Annotated in this window: 15 protein-coding genes and 2 pseudogenes; 5 read left to right on the forward strand and 12 right to left on the reverse strand. The window is 65.7% G+C overall.

Going from position 1 to position 17,296, the window contains the following annotated elements:
- Positions 1-2: 2 nt before the first annotated feature.
- The gene (locus EDC64_RS19540; protein ID WP_132034523.1) at positions 3-275 is read left to right on the forward strand and encodes a DUF2274 domain-containing protein; all 273 of its coding nucleotides are present in this window, start codon (positions 3-5) and stop codon (positions 273-275) included.
- Here the strand turns inward: EDC64_RS19540 and EDC64_RS19545 are convergent.
- From EDC64_RS19545 to EDC64_RS19565, 6 genes and pseudogenes are all read right to left on the reverse strand, one after another.
- Complete coding sequence (locus EDC64_RS19545) at positions 235-1,152, reverse strand: LysR family transcriptional regulator (RefSeq protein ID WP_132034525.1); 918 nt, start codon at positions 1,150-1,152, stop codon at positions 235-237. The two genes, EDC64_RS19540 and EDC64_RS19545, sit on opposite strands and share 41 nt — an antisense overlap.
- Positions 1,153-1,494: 342 nt before the next feature.
- Positions 1,495-2,808, reverse strand: coding sequence for a tyrosine-type recombinase/integrase (locus EDC64_RS19550; protein WP_132034527.1), 1,314 nt, complete (start codon positions 2,806-2,808; stop codon positions 1,495-1,497).
- A gap of 827 nt (positions 2,809-3,635) precedes the next feature.
- Positions 3,636-3,938, reverse strand: a pseudogene (locus EDC64_RS24120) (integrase core domain-containing protein); the annotation flags it as partial.
- 137 nt (positions 3,939-4,075) lie between these two features.
- Positions 4,076-4,223 (reverse strand): annotated as a pseudogene (locus EDC64_RS24125) (IS3 family transposase); the annotation flags it as partial.
- A gap of 66 nt (positions 4,224-4,289) precedes the next feature.
- Entirely contained in the window at positions 4,290-5,654 is a 1,365-nt protein-coding gene (locus EDC64_RS19560) for an ATP-binding protein (RefSeq protein ID WP_132034529.1), read from the reverse strand.
- Positions 5,651-6,370: a response regulator gene (locus tag EDC64_RS19565; protein WP_132034657.1), complete on the reverse strand. Its 720-nt coding sequence runs from the start codon at positions 6,368-6,370 to the stop codon at positions 5,651-5,653. Before EDC64_RS19565 ends, EDC64_RS19560 begins: the two co-directional genes overlap by 4 nt.
- A gap of 592 nt (positions 6,371-6,962) precedes the next feature.
- Here EDC64_RS19565 and EDC64_RS19570 point away from each other — a divergent pair.
- The 4 genes from EDC64_RS19570 (at position 6,963) to EDC64_RS19585 (ending at position 10,848) form a co-directional block, all read left to right on the forward strand.
- Complete coding sequence (locus EDC64_RS19570; protein ID WP_165933825.1) at positions 6,963-8,099, forward strand: efflux RND transporter periplasmic adaptor subunit; 1,137 nt, start codon at positions 6,963-6,965, stop codon at positions 8,097-8,099.
- Positions 8,096-9,259, forward strand: a complete 1,164-nt coding sequence (locus EDC64_RS19575) for an ABC transporter permease (RefSeq protein ID WP_132034533.1) — start codon at positions 8,096-8,098, stop codon at positions 9,257-9,259. Before EDC64_RS19570 ends, EDC64_RS19575 begins: the two co-directional genes overlap by 4 nt.
- Positions 9,256-9,942 (forward strand): ABC transporter ATP-binding protein, encoded by a 687-nt coding sequence (locus tag EDC64_RS19580; RefSeq protein ID WP_132034535.1) that lies wholly within the window; start codon positions 9,256-9,258, stop codon positions 9,940-9,942. Before EDC64_RS19575 ends, EDC64_RS19580 begins: the two co-directional genes overlap by 4 nt.
- Before the next feature lie 234 nt (positions 9,943-10,176).
- Entirely contained in the window at positions 10,177-10,848 is a 672-nt protein-coding gene (locus EDC64_RS19585) for an SH3 domain-containing protein (RefSeq protein ID WP_132034537.1), read from the forward strand.
- A 214-nt stretch (positions 10,849-11,062) separates the two neighbouring features.
- On the opposite strand, the gene EDC64_RS19590 is transcribed toward EDC64_RS19585, so the two are convergent.
- Genes EDC64_RS19590 through EDC64_RS19615 form a run of 6 tightly spaced genes read right to left on the reverse strand, consistent with a single transcriptional unit; the run spans position 11,063 to position 17,294 of the window.
- Positions 11,063-11,350, reverse strand: coding sequence for a YciI family protein (locus tag EDC64_RS19590; protein WP_132034539.1), 288 nt, complete (start codon positions 11,348-11,350; stop codon positions 11,063-11,065).
- A 59-nt stretch (positions 11,351-11,409) separates the two neighbouring features.
- Complete coding sequence (locus EDC64_RS19595) at positions 11,410-12,384, reverse strand: sugar ABC transporter substrate-binding protein (RefSeq protein WP_132034541.1); 975 nt, start codon at positions 12,382-12,384, stop codon at positions 11,410-11,412.
- A gap of 36 nt (positions 12,385-12,420) precedes the next feature.
- Complete coding sequence (locus EDC64_RS19600) at positions 12,421-13,389, reverse strand: ABC transporter permease (protein ID WP_420808971.1); 969 nt, start codon at positions 13,387-13,389, stop codon at positions 12,421-12,423.
- Between the two features lie 2 nt (positions 13,390-13,391).
- On the reverse strand, positions 13,392-14,351 hold the full coding sequence (locus EDC64_RS19605; RefSeq protein WP_132034545.1) for an ABC transporter permease: 960 nt from the start codon (positions 14,349-14,351) through the stop codon (positions 13,392-13,394).
- The gene (locus EDC64_RS19610) at positions 14,344-15,891 is read right to left on the reverse strand and encodes a sugar ABC transporter ATP-binding protein (RefSeq protein ID WP_132034547.1); all 1,548 of its coding nucleotides are present in this window, start codon (positions 15,889-15,891) and stop codon (positions 14,344-14,346) included. The genes EDC64_RS19605 and EDC64_RS19610 overlap by 8 nt, the downstream gene beginning before the upstream one ends.
- Entirely contained in the window at positions 15,888-17,294 is a 1,407-nt protein-coding gene (locus tag EDC64_RS19615) for an FAD-linked oxidase C-terminal domain-containing protein (protein WP_132034549.1), read from the reverse strand. Before EDC64_RS19615 ends, EDC64_RS19610 begins: the two co-directional genes overlap by 4 nt.
- Between the last annotated feature and the right edge of the window lie 2 nt (positions 17,295-17,296).

A 17,296-nucleotide genomic window follows, 5' to 3' on the forward strand; every position in this document is an offset into this window, starting at 1 on the left:
CCATGGCGAAGCTGAAACTCGGACCGATCACGAACGACAAGCCGGTGAAGGTGGCGCTCTCGCTACCCGGCGCGCTGCACCGTGATCTTGTCGCTTATGCGGAGGTGCTCGCGCGAGAAACCGGCCAGCCGGTCGATGATCCCGTGAAGCTCGTCGTGCCCATGCTGGAGCGCTTCATCGCCACTGATCGCGAGTTCGCCAAGGCGCGCCGCGAGGCTGGCGGCGCTGCGAGGATCAGCGCGCCGCTGCCCGCTCCTGGGTCATCTTCCGTGTGAGGCTGAGCAAGGTGCGTACTGCCGGGTTGTCGTTGCGAGGCGAGTAAATCACGGAGAACGGGATCGCCTCGCCGGCGAGAGGGCGGAACACCACCTCCGGCAGACCGATGACCGTTTCCGACTCAAGCACCGGCACGATTCCGCGTCCCGTGGCGACCAGACCGAGAAGGCTATAGCGCGCGACCTGCTGCGTGCTGATGCGCGGCGAGATGTCGAGTTCCCGGAATTTGCGTTCAAGAAAACCGCGCACCTCATTGCCGGAGCCTTCGGTGCGGACAAGAAAGGTCTCATCCACGAGATCTCGCCAAGACAGCACATCCCTTTGGACCAGAGGATGAAGCCGCGGCAGCGCGAACAGGAGTGGTTCGCTCCACGAGGAAATCGCATCACAGTCCGGCCAGCTTTGCCGGCCCAGCACGAATGCGGCGTCGAGATCGAAGCGCCGTATCGCGGCCGCGTGATTTTCGGCAGGCGCTTCGACAAAGTCGATATGAACGCCCGCATATCGGCTGTCATAGGTCTGGAACAGGTCGCGCAGAAAGCCGGAGGACAGGTTGGAGAACAGGCCAATTTTCAGGTGGCCTTCCTCAGCACGCCCGAGCGCGGCCGCTTCCACGGTTGCCTCCCGGATTTGATCGAGGGCCTGACGCGTGCGGTTCAAAAAGCGCTGCCCCGCCAGAGTGAGGTTCACCCCACTTGAGTGCCGGATGAACAGCGACACGCCAATCTCGTCTTCGAGATCGCGCACGCTCCGGCTGATCGACGATTCCTTGACCTCGAGAGCCACCGCAGCCTTGCGGAAGCTTCCCTGCTCGGCAGCCGCCACGAAATAGCGCAGATGGCGCAGTTCGATCGAGGTGGAAAACGGCGCAGCCATCCGGGCTCCGGCGTGTTGAGTAGCTTTGGAAATTTCTACCGAAGGTTTCAAGAGAGGTCGAGCCCGACAAATGCGGCGCCACCCGTCCGCAGCTGCCGCACCTTGGCGTCGCCTAAATCCAGGCGGTCACGCCCGTCACGTCGATGGGCGAGATGGGTAGCATCAAGGCTCTTCCCGGCATGGTCGACGCAGTTGCCGACACGGTCCACAAAATTTGGCGCGCCGGCGTAGATCTTGCCGCACGCGCTTTCAATTAAGCGGCTGCGGCGCTGGTCGACATCGTGGTCCGAGGCCTGTCGCAATCGCGTCTGTGGCGCATGGCTGTGCCCTGCCGGGACAGCTTTACGATTCTGACTGCGGCAGTCTCTGATCCGTCTCCCGCGACTGTCGCGTCCCACGCCGAGAAGGACGCGCAGCCGCCGCCTTGCCGTCGAGGATGTCGGCCATCTCGTCCGCGACGCGGTCGGCCGCGAGCCGCAGCGCCTCGTCGATATGGATATAGCGCTGCGTCACGCCGCGCGCCGCGTGGCCGAGCAGCGCCGCGATCGTCAGTTCGGAAAAGCCGAGGTCGCCGGCGACGCTCGCGAAGGTGTGGCGCAGGGTATGCGGGGTGACGTCCTCCAGTCGCGCCATTGCGCAGAGGCGATCGAGCACGCGGACGATCCCGACGAAATGCCCTTCACCCCAATCGGCCGGGAAGAAGAAGCGCGATCCGGCTTGTGGCTGAGCCAGCAGCAAGTCAACGGCGGCGCGGCCGATGACCCGCGTCTGCGCGCCGCTCTTCGTGTCGGGAAATCGGATCGAGCCCTCCTCGTCATGGAGCCAGGCACGCTCCAAAGCGAGCCCCTCCATACGGCGCAGCCCCGTCATCAGAAAGAAGCGGATTGCCGCGAGGCCGGTCGGGTGCTCGCCGTCCTGCTCCGCTATCCGCATCGCCTTGCCGAGCTTCTCGATCTCGGCGCGGCTCAGCCGGCGGTCGCGTGGCGTACTGGCGAGGCGACGGACACCCTTTGCCGGGTTGCTCGTGATTTTCCCCAGCCGCACCGCGTGCTCCAAGATGGAGTGCAGGGTCGACATGGTGCGTGCAGCGACCCCTTCGCCGCCTGTGGTGGCACCGCCGCGGCTACCGACGCGCGCTTTCGACGTCTTACCGGCCGCGATATCGGCCTGGGCACCTTCGATGTCTCCTAGCTTAAGCGTGTTTATGATCCGTTTGCCCAGCAGCGGCTTGATATGCGCATCAATTCGGCTGCGATCCATGGCAAGCGTCGACGCCTTGATAGGCCGGCGTCGCTTGCCAAGAATTCGTCCGGCCTCCGCCTCGGCCAGATACCAGTCGCAGACCGCACCGACGGTTAGATCGTCCGTTCGCGTGGCGGCCTCCTCCGGATCGCATCCCTTTGCGACCGCCATCAGGATGTCTCTTGCCGCGTCCCGCGCCTGCTCCACGGTCATGAGACCATACCGCCCGATGACCCTGCGGCGATGGCGTCCTTCCGGCGTTCGGTACTGCACGATGAAACTCTTGAGGCCCGCCGCGCTGACCCGCACGCCGAAGCCGCGCAACTCGCCATCCCAGAGGAACTGCTCAGAACCTTCGACCCCAACCTTGGAAGGTTTCAGAGCGTCCAAACGGCGCTTTGTGAGCTTTTCCATTTTATTCCAACCGCTTATATGAAATCTGCTTCCATTTCTCCCATTTTAACGCTTCCGGAAGCCGAATGGAAGCATCTGAAATCAAATCGTGGCGTCTTGGCGAGGACGATCGGCGGAGCGTGTATCATCTAAATATCTATTTTCTCGTAATTTTTACAATTGTGGCGAAGGACCGGATATTGCAGCGAACGGCTCTCGGGCACGTTGCCAAGGTTGGGGTCGAGGGTTCGAATCCCTTCGCCCGCTCCAAATTTTCTTTTGAAATCAATATGTTACGTCAGGCCGCCGCAAGGCGGCCTCGTCGTTTCATTTCCGGGTCGCCTCCGGGTCGCCGCGCGGATGAAATCTCTCTCGGGCTGATGCGCTGGCCCTGTCGTTCCGCCGTCCTGCCGATATAAGGATAAAGAGATAGAGCGCTGAGGGTCGTTCGCTTTCCACGGCCCGCTCTCGCGCTTTCACATAGCGCTGTAGAGAGCGGGCGGTGGGAAAGGAACGGGTAGAGCGCTCAGCAACGCGTTATCAGCACCGGATAAGCCCTGTTCGGTCTGGCCAATCATCGGTTCCAACCGATAGCGTCAAGACGGAGCCGCTCAGACCGAGGTGCTTGCTTGATCAAGCCCATCAACCGCCTGCAGGTCGGCGAGCCTGCGAGCGATCTGAGCCTCTGGGGCAGGTTGTAGCTGCGCGCGGCATACGCGCAAGATCTGCGACCTTATTCCCATGGCGTAGGAGCACGTCACCCGCCCAATAGTCATCCAACTCTGGATGAGACAAGATTTCAGGCAAAACTGAACCGCCCCGGCGTCACGGGAGACCATTTGGTTAAGTCACGCCGCCATGGCTGTCTCACCGAGCATGGCGCAGTAGCGTTCCTCGGCTTCGGCCGGCGGGATGTTGCCGATAGGCTCCAGCAGCCGGCGATGGTTGAACCAGCCAACGGAGGTCAGCGTGGCGAACTCGACGACTTCGAAGGATCGCCAAGGACCCCGGTGATGGATGACCTCGGCCTTGTAGCGGCCATTGATCGTCTCGCCGAGTGCATTGACATAGCTGTCACCGACGCTGCCGACGGAGGGCTCGATGCCGGCCTCAGCCATCCGTTCGGTGCAGCGAATGCTCACACGTGTCGAGCACTTCGACGGATCAAGCCGCCGGGCGACATGCGCATGATAGGGCGATGGGGCGATCCGATCTTTCACATCGGCTCGACCCCATACACGCTGAGATGATCGTCGATGAGCGCGCGGATGCCTTGCGCAGGACCTCGTTCGGCTTGCCGCAACTCGCGGTTCTCGCTCAAGGCCCTTCAGTTTCGCCGCCATATCCGTCGACCGGCCGGCCCGTTTGCCGGCATCGACCTCGGCCTTCTTCCGCCACTCGCTCAACGCGTGCGCCGAGCAGCCGGCGCGCGGAGCCCGCAAGAGACGTGGCCGCCCGGGTGAGGCCGAACCCGCTCGTCTGACTGGGCGCATATTGCCGCCTCACAGGTCGTCGCCGGGAGGGGCCGGCTCGAACACCGGCAGGGTCAAGGTCACCCGCCCCCCGACCGTCCCATTTGCCCCAAGCGTGATGCCGCCACCATGGGCTTCCACGAGGCCGCGCGCGACGGCAAGGCCGAGGCCGGCGCCGCCGGTCGCCCGCGCTCGCGAAGGTTCGGCGCGCACGAAGGGTTCGAGCAGGATGTCCCGGTGCTCCGGGAGAAAGCCGGGTCCGTCATCGTCCACATGGATGGAAATCTGTTTGCCATCCGATGACAGCGTCACCCTGGCCCTCTCGCCGAATTTCACGGCGTTGTCGATGACATTGCCCAGGACGCGGCGCAAAGCGAGCCTGTCGCCGATCACCCATGCCTCGGCGCCGGCCGGAGCGGATTCCAATTGAACCGGGGATCCGGCCGCCTTGAGGTCCGTCACCTCCGTCTGCACCAGCAGGGCCAGGTCCAGCAATTCCTCGTCCAGCACCCCGACGCCGGCCCGCGCCGTCAAAAGGGCATTGTCCAGGAGCTCGATCATGGTGGCGATATCCTGCGCCGCCCGTTCCCGCTCCCGCGCGTCGGGAAGGTGCTCCACCCGCAGACGCAGGCGCGTGGCGAAGCTCCTGACGTCATGCTGAATGCCGCCGATCATCGCGAACCGGGAGCGCATCATGGTCTGGAGCCGCGTCTGCAGGCGGTCGAACGCCCGGATCAGCGCACCGATCTCGGGTGTCGATGAGCGGATCGCCGGCAGGTGGATGGGGTCGCCCGCCGGATCGATCCGGTCCACGGCAGCCGCGAGCCGGGTGAGCGGCCGGATTTCCCTGTGGAGCAAAACGAAGGCGGCACAGGCAAAAAGCGTCCCCAGGAGGCCGGCGCCAAGTCCCGCCGGCAATCCTGACAAGGTGACGATGAACGGCGTGCGCGCCTCCACCAATAAGGTCTCGCCGCCGCGCAGGCGGATCCAGAATTCGATCACCTCCGCGACGCGGGGGAACAGGCGTTGCCCCAGGGCGCCGTCCGGCCGGGGCGCGGCCCTTATGGCCAGCAGACGGTCTCCCAAGAGGTCGCGGTATGGTGCGAATGCGGGCCGGGACCCGGCATCGGCTCCGGCGTTTAGTGGGGGGAGGGATTGCACGATCCGCACCTCAAGCGTCGCCGATTGCAGCGCGCGGAGGATGATGTCCCGCTCCCGTCCGTCTGCGTCCAGCAGGTCGGCTATGCCCGCCAGTTGCTCGGGCCGCGGATTGGCCGCGGTGCGGGTGAGGTCGCTGCTCCAGTAGTAAAAGGCGATCAGCATGATCCAGCATGCCAGAAGCATGCTTCCGCCAATGGCGAGGATTCTGGTCGTGAGCCCGAACCGGATCGTCATGTGACCTTCTTGACCGCGGCGGTGAGGAGATAGCCACCGTTGCGAACCGTGCTGATGAGAGCGGCATCGGAGCTGTGGGGCGAGAGCTTTTTCCTCAGCCGCGACACCAGGATATCGACAGTCCGGTCGAACGGATCGGCGGTGCGCCCGTGTGTCCAATCGAGAATTTGATCCCGCGACAGAACCCGGCGCGGCCTGAGGATGAAGCAGGCGAGCAAATCGAACTCTCCGCTCGTGAGATGCACCAGGCTGCCATCCTCGGCATGGAGCTGCCGCGCGTCGAGGTCCGCCACGAGGCGGTCGAAGGCATAGCGGCTTGTGCGCGCCTGGACTCTTTGCGCGCCCGAGCGCCGGATCAGCGCGCGTATCCGGGCCAGCAACTCCCTCGGCCCGAACGGCTTGACCACATAATCATCCGCGCCAAGTTCGAGGCCGACCACGCGATCTGTCTCATCCCCCTTTGCCGTGAGCATCAGGATAGGCAGAGGGCGCTCCGCCTGGAGCCGCCGGCAGATGGACAGGCCGTCCTCACCCGGCAGCATCAGATCGAGGACGATGAGATCCGGCACGGCGCCCCGGGCGAGAAGGGCATCCATCGCCCGCCCGTCCGGAACGCAGTCCACCTTGAATCCCTCGCGGATGAGAAACTCACCCACCAAGCGGCGGATATCCGCGTCGTCGTCGACGACAAGGATCCTTTTGGTCTCCTGCTCCATCGCGTCAGCATGTGCCCATGCAGCGCGCGAAATCAATGCTGAACAGCAGCCGGATACAACATGATACAGATTGAAACATAAATCAAAAACATGAAAGAGCCGGTTCATTTAACAGAAGAACAGGCTGTTCAATATTCGGAACATGGCCTGGAGACAGTCGAAATCCGCGGAGGACAAGGCACCTGACAGCCGCAGGGAGATATCCCACGTGCCTTGCTGCGAGACGCGGACGCACCCGGATCAGGCTCTCCTCCATCATGGCGGGCGCACGCCTGCCTTTCATTGCCAAGGCGCCATCGCCTCGGTGAGGCCTGCGGCACCACCCGGTGGACCAGGTCCTGCCATTCCGGCCACCGGGTGCCCTGCCCGCCTTCTGGAGGATTTGGCCGTGTCCTTCACCAAGGGAGACGCGCCCGCTCCTGTCACGCCCACACGCTTCGATGCCGGCGGCGATGGGCATGGCCCGCGCATCGGGCGTTCTCATGCCCAAAACCCTCCAGTCCCGGCGCGGCGCCAAGATCCGGAGAAGCCGGCGGAGGGGACGCCCGCCTTGGCCATCTCCCGGCCTCCGCCGCGTCCCAGACGGGCGGGAATGGGACGATGGATGGTCGCCTTATGTCTGCTGCTGGTCGTTGGCGCGGTCGGCATCCTGCGCTACGGAGCGGCCTATCCGGCGGAGCACATGCAGGTGCAGGCTGGGCGGTTCGCGGCGGAACTGAGCGGCCCCGGAACCCTCGATGCGCTTCGCAAGGCCAGCGTCAGCTCCCGCGTTCAGGGGGTGCTCGCCTCGGTGCGGGTCGATCGCGGCGATCAGGTCCGGGCCGGCGAGGTGATCGCGCAGATCGCCGCACAGGACCTGAAGGCGCAGCTCGATGTGGCCCTGGCCTCCCGGGAGGCCGCGCGCACGGCCATTGACGTGGCGCGCGCGGACCGCGACCGGGCGCAGGCGGCGCTTGCCAACGCCCAGTCGACATTCGCCCGCCAGCAGCAATTGCTCCGCACGGAGATGGTCAGCAAGTCCGGTTACGAATCGGCGCAGGCGGCCCATCTGCAGGCGCAAGCCGACCTCACCCACGCCGACGCGGCGATCAGCCAGGCGCAGGCGCAGGCGCGCTCCGCGGCGGCGAGCGTCGAGGTCAGCCGGGCGCAACTGGAGGATTCCATCATCCGTGCACCCATTGACGGGATCGTCGTGTCGCGCGCCCTCAATCCCGGCGACCTGGTCTCGCCGGGCGCCAAGATCGTCGAGATCGTCGATCCCGCCAGCGTCCTTCTGACGGCGCGGTATGACGAGGGCGCCATGGCTTCGGTCGTGCCGGGGCAGGGCGCGATGGTCCGGTTCAGCTCCCAGAGCACGGCGGTGGCGGGCCAAGTCTACCGGATCGGTCGCGAGGTGGATTCGGAAACCCGTGAATTCACGGTCGACGTGGTGCCGGTCCAATTGCCGCTCAACTGGGCGATGGGCCAACGGGGCATCGCCACGATCCATGTGGACCTGAGGGATGACGTGGTTGCCATACCGGCCCGCGCCGTTACGTGGCGAAAGGGGCGGGCGGGTGTCTGGACAATCGAGCGCGGCCGGGCTGCGTGGAGGCCGGTTGAACTGGGTGCCATCGGTGGCGCCCGCGTCGAGGTCCGCTCGGGCCTCGGGACGGGCGAAGCCGTCATCCTGGCGCCGGAGGGAATCTATGCCGGGATGCGGGTGTCGCGGGCGGATGGTCCGTCATGAATCTCGCGCTCAAGGACATCCGCCACAATGCCGTGCGCTTCCTGCTTACCGTGACGGGTGTCGCCTTCCTCATCACCGCATCCATCGGCATGGTGGGATTGTATCGGGGGATCGTCTCCGACGCGCTTCTGATCATCGAAGAGGTCGGTGCCGACCTCTGGGTGGTTCAAGGCGGCCGGGCCGGACCGTTCTCAGAAAGTTCGGCCATCTCTGCCGAACTCGACCGCCGTGTGGAAGGCGTGGCGGGGGTGGCTTCGGCGCGTCGTTTCGTTCAGGTCAGCCAGCAGTTCGACCACGGGGGCCGCCAGTTGCGCGCTGCCCTCGTGGGCGTCGACTACCCCGAGGATGCCGGGCAATGGACCCACCTGATCCAAGGGCGCCCTCTCGCCTCGGGCCATTTCGAGGCGATTGCGGACGAGGCCGTCGGCCTTTCCCTGGGAGACCGGATCCGCCTCGGCCAGGAGGACTACACCATCGTCGGGTTGACCCGGGGCATGGTGGATATGAGCGGCGACGGCTTGCTGCTGGTAAGCGTGAATGACGCGCTTGCCATTGCCCAGCGGCGCACCAGCGAAGAAGTGCTTCTGGCTCGGTCGGCGGGAGGGCGCGCCCCTGCTGCGCCTTCTGGCGGAAGCTCCGTCCGGCAGGACAGCAAAATTGCGGCGGTTCTCGTCACGCTCGACCCGGCGGCGGACCCGGAGGCGGTGCGTCGCACCATTCTTCGTTGGGGAGACGCCAATGTCCTCAGCAAGGCGGAGCAGGCCGGCCTTCTGCTCGATCAGCGCCTCTGGCGCCTCAGAGTCCAGATCCTCGCCTTCACCGCTGTCCTGCTCCTGGTCATGACCATCGTCATCTCCCTGATCATCTACATGCTGACCATGGAGAAGGTGCACGAGATCGCCCTGCTGAAGCTCATGGGCGCACGCAACACGCTCATCATCGGGATGATCGCCCAGCAATCGTTCTTGATCGGCGCTGCGGCGCTCGGTCTGGGCCTCGTCCTGGCCCAGGGGATCTTCCCGCATTTCCCCCGCAAGGTCGCCATAGATCCCGGCGACATCGCCATGCTGGGGGGAGCGGTGGCGCTGGTCTGCGGGTTTGCGAGCCTCATCGGAATTTCCCGCGCCATGAAGGTCCGGGCTCAGGAGGTGCTGTCATGATCGCGGCGCCGATCCTCACGCTGCGCGATGCCGCCCGGCACTATCCCAGCGGCGACACCCTGGTCCGGGCGCTCGACGGGGTCTCCTTCAACATCTATCCGGGGGAACTCGTCGGCATCCTGGGGCCGAGCGGGTCCGGCAAAAGCACGCTGCTGCTCATCGCCGGATTGCTGGAGCCGCCCAGCGCGGGCGAGGTCCATATTCGCGGCAAATGCGTGTCCCATCCGGGAATGGATCTGGACCAGATGCGCCACTTCCGGCGCAACAATATCGGCTTCGTGTTCCAGAAGGCCAATCTCATCCCGTTCCTGACGGCGGTGGAGAACGTCGCGCTCGCGCTCCATATCGACGATGTTCCCGCGCGCGCGGCCCGTTCCTATGCCGCCCATCTCCTGGCGAGCCTCGACCTTGCCCACCGGGTCGACAGCATCCCCTCCCGCCTCTCCGGCGGGGAGCAGCAACGGGTGGCGGTGGCACGGGCATTGGCCACCGATCCGGGCCTCATCCTGGCGGACGAACCCACCGCGGCGCTCGACAGCGTACGGGGGCGTCAGGTGATCGGGTTGTTCCGCCAGATCGCGGACGAGAGGAAGGCCGGCGTCCTCGTCGTCACGCACGACCCTCGCACCCTCGACCTGTTTGACCGCACCATAGAAATGAATGACGGCAGGATCGTCGGCTGACCCTCGATCCTGGAGCACGGTTCGATCGAACGGCGTCGCGTCGGCCAGGAAATCTTTATTTATCAAATGGTTATAAGATTTCATGCCGATCTGTGTGCTTCAACCGGGGCCGGATCACGCCCTACACCTACATAATCGCAACAAACGCGAAATAAGCGCGAAAACTGGCTGCGCCATTGTCCGCCCGATGACCGGCCCTGCGTAAGGCGGGATCAAGACGCAGCGGAGATCCACATGTTCAAGAAGCTCTTCCTGGCCGCAGTCCTGTTTGCCGGGTTTTCGCCAATGGCGGAAGCGGCGACCCTATCGGTCGCGACCGCGAACGTGAATCTGCGTGCGGGACCCTCGACGGCCTACCCCGTCGTGACGGTGATCCCCCAGGGTGCGGGGATTGTTACCTACGGCTGCCTTCCAGGCTACAGCTGGTGCGACATCTCGCTTGGGCCGTACCGCGGGTGGGTCTCGGCGGGCTACATCCAGGTCACCTACCAAGGGGTACCCGTGGCGCTCACACCGGTGGTGGCGCCCCGTATCGGCGTGACGGTGGTGAATTTCGGCCCGGTCTATTGGAACACCTTCTACACGGCCTATCCCTGGTATCGGTCATGGGCGTCCTACGCCCCTTACGCCCCTTACCCGGCGGGTCGCGTCACCTCCTATGAGCGCACCGTTCAATGCGCCGGCGGCAGTTGCAGCGCGACCCGGGCGGCGACGGGACTCTACGGCGGCTCCGCCAGCCAGAGCCGCACCTGCGGCGGCGGTGAATGCACCGCAAAGCGGGAAGTGGAGGGGCCCCATGGCAACACGGCATCGCGGGTTCGGAGCTGCAGCGCCAACAGCGCGTCCTGTTCCGCAACGCGAACCGGGCCACAGGGCGGCGTCGTCACGCGGACCTTTCAGCGCTAGCGTCCGCGAAGATCGATGTCGTCGTCGCACCGGGCCGGAGCGGGGTTGCACCTGCCGGATCGAGCGTTCCAGAAGTCCGCCGATCGCGAACTCTAAAAGGCCGAGGTCATCCATCGGCGCGGCCCCTGGCGTTCGTGCGAGGCCGTCGAATACGCCACCCTAGTTGTTTCGTCCCGGGGGATGCCGTGATGATTCAAATAGGACCCCGGGGCTCTCAGCCCTGCCGGCGCAGGAAGGCGGTGATGGTGACGCGCTCCCAGATATCGGCCGCGTGGAAGGGGTCCGCCTTGTTGAAGTGCTCCACGGCAGCGCGGTCGGGCGCCTCCAGGAGGAACAGGCTGCCCACCATGGTGGCGCCGTCGTCCGCCACCAGGGGGCCGGACATCACCATGGTCACGCCATAGGGGCTGGTGTCGGAGAGGAACGCCTTGTGCGCCTCATAATGCGCCTTGCGCGTCTCAAGCGCGCCTTTGCGGTCGATCCCGTGAATGACGAACAGCATATGTGCCTCCTCAGGCAGAAGCAGCCGGGCGTCGGCCCGGCCGCCTCCATTGGGTCAGATCAGTTGGTCTTGGTGGCCATGGCCGCCGCCTGGTCCCAGGCGGGGCAGGAGCGGCTTTCCACGGCGACGTCGTAGGGCTGGTAGTTGGTGCTGTCGACCACGGTGGGCTTCAGCACCACTTCGGTGACGATGGGCTGGCCGCGCAATGCGCGGATGGCGACCATGGTGCCGATGCAGCCCTGGACGAAGCCGTTATAATCGCCCGAGGCGAGCATCTTCCCGGCCTTGATGGCGTCCACCGCCTCCTTGGTGCCGTTGATGCCGATGACCTGCGCCTTGCGGTTGGCGCCGTCCAAAGCCTCGATGGCGCCGATCGCCATGCCGTCATTGGCGGCCATCACACCGTCGATCTGCGGGTGGGACTGCATCAGGTTCTCCATCACCTGGAGTGCCTGGAGCCGCTGGTAATTGGCCGGCTGACTGGCCAGCAGCTTCACGTCCTTGAATTCCTTGATGGCGTCGTTGAAGCCGCGCACCCGGTCGATGGAGGTGAGCGAGCCCTTCACGCCCTCGATGATGACCACATTGCCCTTCCCGCCCAGCTTCTTCAGCAGATAGCGGCCAGTCTCCAGGCCCAGATTGTAGTCGTCGGCCCCCACGAAGGCGAGGAACTTGCCGCCGGCGGAGCGGTCGGTGACGTTCACCACCGGAATCTTGGCCTCGTTGATCTGCTCGACGCCCGGCACCATGGCCTTGTAGTCCACCGGGATGAAGACGATGGCGTTCGGCTTCTTCACGATCACGTCCTCGATCTGGCTGAGCTGCTCCGGGATCGAGTCGGGCTTGGTGGGGATGTAGTGAATGACCTTGGCATTCATGGTCTTGGCGGCATTTTCGGTGCCGACGCGAACCGCCTGGAAATAGGGGTTGGTCTGGTTCTTGGTGAACACGGCGATGCTCTCGCCATCGGCGAGCGCCGCGGTGGAGAGAAGGGCGGCGGGGAACGCCACAACGAGCGTCTTCAGGTTCAGCATATGCGTTTCCTCCAGGCTTGTTATTGGGATGCGCTTTCAGGTCCGCCGCCGGCCGATCATGTCGAGCCAGACCGCGAGGACGACGATCACGCCCGTCACCAAGGGCTGCCAGCTCGCATTCACAGCGAGCAGGTTCATACCGTTGAGCACGAGCGTGAGGATCAGGGCGCCGACGAACGTGCCGAACACGGTTCCGACACCACCGAACAGGGATGCGCCGCCGATCAGCACCGCGGCGACGGCGGGCAGCGTCAGCGCCTCGCCGATATCGCCCTCGGCTGAGTTCAGGCGGGCGAGGAAGACGAGCGAGGCCACGCCGGCCATGGCGCCGGAGAAGGCATAGACCAGGATCAGCCGGCGATCGACCGGGATGCCGCATAGGCGGGCCGCCACGGGGTTCGCGCCGATGGCGTAGATCTGCTGGCCCCACACCGTGCGCTGGGCGAAGAAGGTTCCGGCGGCGAGGAAGCCGAGCATCAGGTAGACCGGGATCGGGATGCCGAGGAAATAGCCCGAGCCGATCTGCCGGAAGCCCGGCGGGAAGCCGTGAATGGTCTCGCCGCCCATGTAATAATAGGTCAGGCCGTGCAGCACCCAGAGCATGCCGTAAGTGGCGATGAAGGAGGGGATGCGCAGCTTCGCCACCATCAGCCCGTTGCAGACGCCCACCAGCGTGCCGCTTCCTAGCCCCGCCAGCGTGCCGAGGACGGGCGAGCCGGTGGCCTTGATGACGGTGGCGGCCAGGCAGGCGGAGAGGCCGATATTGGCGCCGACCGACAAGTCCAGCCCCCCGCTCAGGATCACCAGGGTGAGGCCGGAGGCGAGGAAGAACAAAAGGCTCGCCTGCCGCAGCACGTTCAGGATGTTGTTCGTGCTGAGGAACGAGTCGGTGACCACCGCCAGCACCACACACAGCAGCCCTGCGGCGAGCAGCCGGTAGATGACCTGGACCACGTCCTTCGAGAGATGCAGGCGGGGCGTGGCCCCCGCCGTCTGGCTGCTCATGCTCATGGCTTGCGGCTCCTCAGGCCATCGAGGAAAAGGGCGACGATGACCAGCGCGCCGGTGGCGGCCACCTGCGCGGAGGACGGCACCGCCATGAGGTTCAGGCCGTTGCGCAGCACGCCGACGGTCAGCACGCCGAGCAGCGTGCCGAAGATCCAGCCGTTGCCGCGTTCGAAGGAGGTGCCGCCCAGCGCCACGGCGGCGATGGCGTCGAATTCCATGCCGATGGCGGCGGTGGGGTGACCGGCATTGATGCGCGCGGTCAGGAGCAGCGCCGCGACGCCCGCCATGGCGCCGCCCAGCATGTAGACGGCGACCAGCATGCGCTGCCACTTCACGCCGGCCAGCGTCAGCGCATCCCGGTTGCCGCCGAGTGCGCGGATATAGACGCCGAACTTCGTGTGGTAGAGCAGCACATGGAACAGGGCATAGAAGGCCGCGCCGATAAGGATGGGGTTCGGAATGCCCGCCGTCTCGCCGGAATAGACCTGCCGCAAGAAGCGCGGGATGCCCACCACGCTCTGCCCGTCGCTGACGATGAGCGCGAGCCCCTGCGCCACACCCAGCGTGCCCAGGGTCGCGACGAAGGGCGGGATGCGCAGCGAAGAGACCAGCCAGCCGTTCACGAAGCCGAAGGCGAGGCCGACGCCCACCGCGCCGGCAAGGCCCAGCACGAGGGACTGGGTGGACACCACCGTGAGCGCCAGAACGAGGGAGGCCAGCGTCAGCACCGCGCCCATGGAGAGGTCGAGGCCCTCCGTCATGATGATCAGCGTCATGGGCATGGCCAGGAGCAGCAGGATCACCGACTGGACGAGGATGTTGGAAAGGTTGCCGGTGGAGAGAAAATTCGGGCTGATGGCCGCGAACACCAAAGCCAGCGCCACGAGGACGATGGCGACGCCGGGGATCGCGGGAAGGCGCGGGCGCGGCTGCGCGGCGCTGAGGGCATGATCACTCATCGTGCATCCCCATTCTGACGATGTTCTCTTCGGAGAGTTCGGAGCGGGAAAGCTCGCCCACGATGCGGCGCCCGCGCATGACATAGGCGCGGTCGCACACATGGACGATCTCGGCCTGCTCGGAGGAGATCATGAGCACGGCGGCTCCCTCCGCCACGAGTTGGTCGATGAGCGCGAAGATTTCGGATTTCGCGCCCACGTCGATGCCGCGGGTCGGCTCGTCGAAGATGAAGAGCCGGGCGCCGGCGGCGAGCCACTTGCCGATGACCACCTTCTGCTGGTTGCCGCCGGAGAGGAGGCCCACGCTCTGGTTCGGCGAGGGGGTGGCGATGCGCAGGCGCTTGATCAGCGCTTCGGCGGAGCGCCGCGCGCGGCCGGGGCTGAACAGGTGGTTCGGGAACAGCTTGGGTAGGCCGGCGACGGCAAGGTTGTCGCTCACCGTTCGGATCAGCGCGAGCCCTTCCGTCTTGCGGCTTTCCGGGATGAGGGCGATGCCCTCGGTCGCCGCCACATCCGGCCCGCCTTGCTTGATGCGACCAAACACGCGCACCTCGCCGGAGGTGATCGCATCGGCGCCAAACACGGCGCGGGCCACCTCCGTGCGGCCGGAGCCCACGAGCCCGCACAGGCCGACAATCTCGCCGGCGCGGACCACGAGGTTGATATCGGCAATGCCGGTGGTGGCGGAGATGTCTTTCAGTTCCAGCACCACATCGCCGGGCGCGCGGAAGTTGCGCGGATAGCTCATATCCACGGTGCGGCCGACCATCATGCGCACGAGCTGGTCGGGGCTGGTCTCGCCGGGAACGGCGTGGCCCACATTCTTGCCGTCGCGCAGCACGGTGATGCGGTCGCCGAGCGCGAACACCTCGGCCATGCGGTGGGAGATGTAGACGATGGCGGTGCCCTTGGCCTGGAGCTGGCGCATCACCGCAAACAGACGCTCGGTCTCGCGGTCGGAGAGCGCGGCGGTGGGTTCGTCCATGACCAGGATCGAGGCATCCTGCGAGAGGGCCTTGGCGATCTCCACCATCTGCTGCTGGGCGACGCCCAGCGTGTGGACCTTGGTGCGCGGGTCCACCTCGAGGCCGATGCGGTCGAGCACCTTCTGCGCCTCGGCATAAAGCCGCCTGCGGTCGAGGAGGCCGGGGATTTTGGACTTGAACTCGCGCCCCAGGAAGATGTTCTGGGCGACGTCCAGATAGGGGACGAGAGAGAATTCCTGGAAGATCACGGCGATCCCGAGCTTCTTCGCATCGGTGGGCGTGCGGATCTCCACCTTTTCGCCCATGTGGAAATACGCGCCCGTATCCGCCTGGTAGGCGCCGCAAAGGCACTTCATGAGGGAGGACTTGCCGGCCCCGTTCTCGCCGAGGAGCATGTGCACCTCGCCGGGCCAGATGGCGAAGGAGACATCGTCCAACGCCTTCACGCCGGGGAACTGCTTGGAGATGCCCTTCAGCTCCAGGAGCGGGGTTCCGAGGTCGGGCTTTTCTTCCACCACCTCCGGCGCGGGCGGGCTCTTCACGGCGGCCCTCATGGGTGCCCTCCTTCCTGTCCCGGCGCCTTGAAGATCTTGCCGGGATTCATGATGCCGAGCGGGTCGAGCGCCAGCTTGACGGCGCGCATGACATCCACGGCCTCGCCCAGCTCCTTTTCGAGGAACTCGATCTTGCCGAAGCCGATGCCGTGCTCGCCGGTGCAGGTGCCCTCCAGCGACAGCGCGCGGTCCACGAGGCGTTCGTTGAACGCCTTGGCGCGGGGCAATTCCTCCGGCTTCTCGGGGTCCATGAGCACGAGGAGGTGGAAATTGCCGTCGCCCACATGGCCCACCACGGGGCAGATGAGCCCGGTCTCCGCGATGTCTTTCGCCGTCTCCACCAGGCATTCCGCAAGCCGCGAGATGGGCACGCAGACATCGGTGATCATGGCCTTGGCGCCGGGGCGCAGCGCAAGGCCCGCATAGAGCGTATTGTCGCGCGCCTGCCAGAGGCGGCTGCGCTCCTCGGGCGTCGAGGCCCATTCGAAGCCGAGGCCGCCATTCTCCCCGGCCAGCGCCTGCGCCGTCTCCGCCTGCTCGGCCACATAGGCTTTCGAGCCGTGGAACTCGAAGAAGAGGTGCGGCAGCTCCGGCAGGCCGAGCTTCGCGTGCAAATTCATGCCCCGCATCATCACCGCATCCAGCAGCTCGATGCGTGCCACCGGCACGCCGGACTGGATGACCGAGATGGCCGTGTCCACCGCCGCCTTCAAATCGGGGAAGGCGCAGACGGCCGAGGAAATGGCCTCCGGCTGCGGGTGCAGCTTCAGCGTCACTTCGGTGATGACGCCGAGGGTTCCTTCCGCCCCCACGAACAGGCGGGTGAGGTCGTAGCCCGCCGCCGACTTGCGGGCGCGCCTGGCGGTGCGGATTACGCGCCCGTCCGCCAGCACCACTTCCAGCGAGAGAACATTGTCCTTCATGGTGCCGTAGCGCACCGCCATCGTGCCGGAGGCGCGGGTGGACGCCATGCCGCCGATGGAGGCGTCCGCGCCGGGATCGATGGGAAAGAACAGGCCGGTGTCGCGCAGATGCGCGTTGAGCTGCTTGCGGGTGATCCCGGGCTGGACACGCACGTCCATGTCCTCGCCATTCACCGCGAGCACCGTGTTCATGCGGCTGATGTCGAGGCAGACCCCGCCTTCGAGCGAAGCCGCATTGCCCTCCAGCGAGGTGCCGGCGCCGAAGGGCACGATCGGCATCCTCAAATCGCGGCAGAGGCCGACAATGGCCTTCACCTCGGCCGTGCTCTCGGGGAACACCACCACGTCCGGCGGGCGCGCGGCATGGTAGGCCTCGCTGCGGCCGTGGCCGTCCAGGATACCGGGGACGCGGGTCGCCCGCTCGCCGACGATCTGCGTCAGGCAGGCCATGGCCTTCTCTATGCGCATGTGCGCCGTCATCT

The sequence above is a fragment of the Aquabacter spiritensis genome, from assembly GCF_004346185.1.
GTDB lineage: Bacteria > Pseudomonadota > Alphaproteobacteria > Rhizobiales > Xanthobacteraceae > Aquabacter > Aquabacter spiritensis.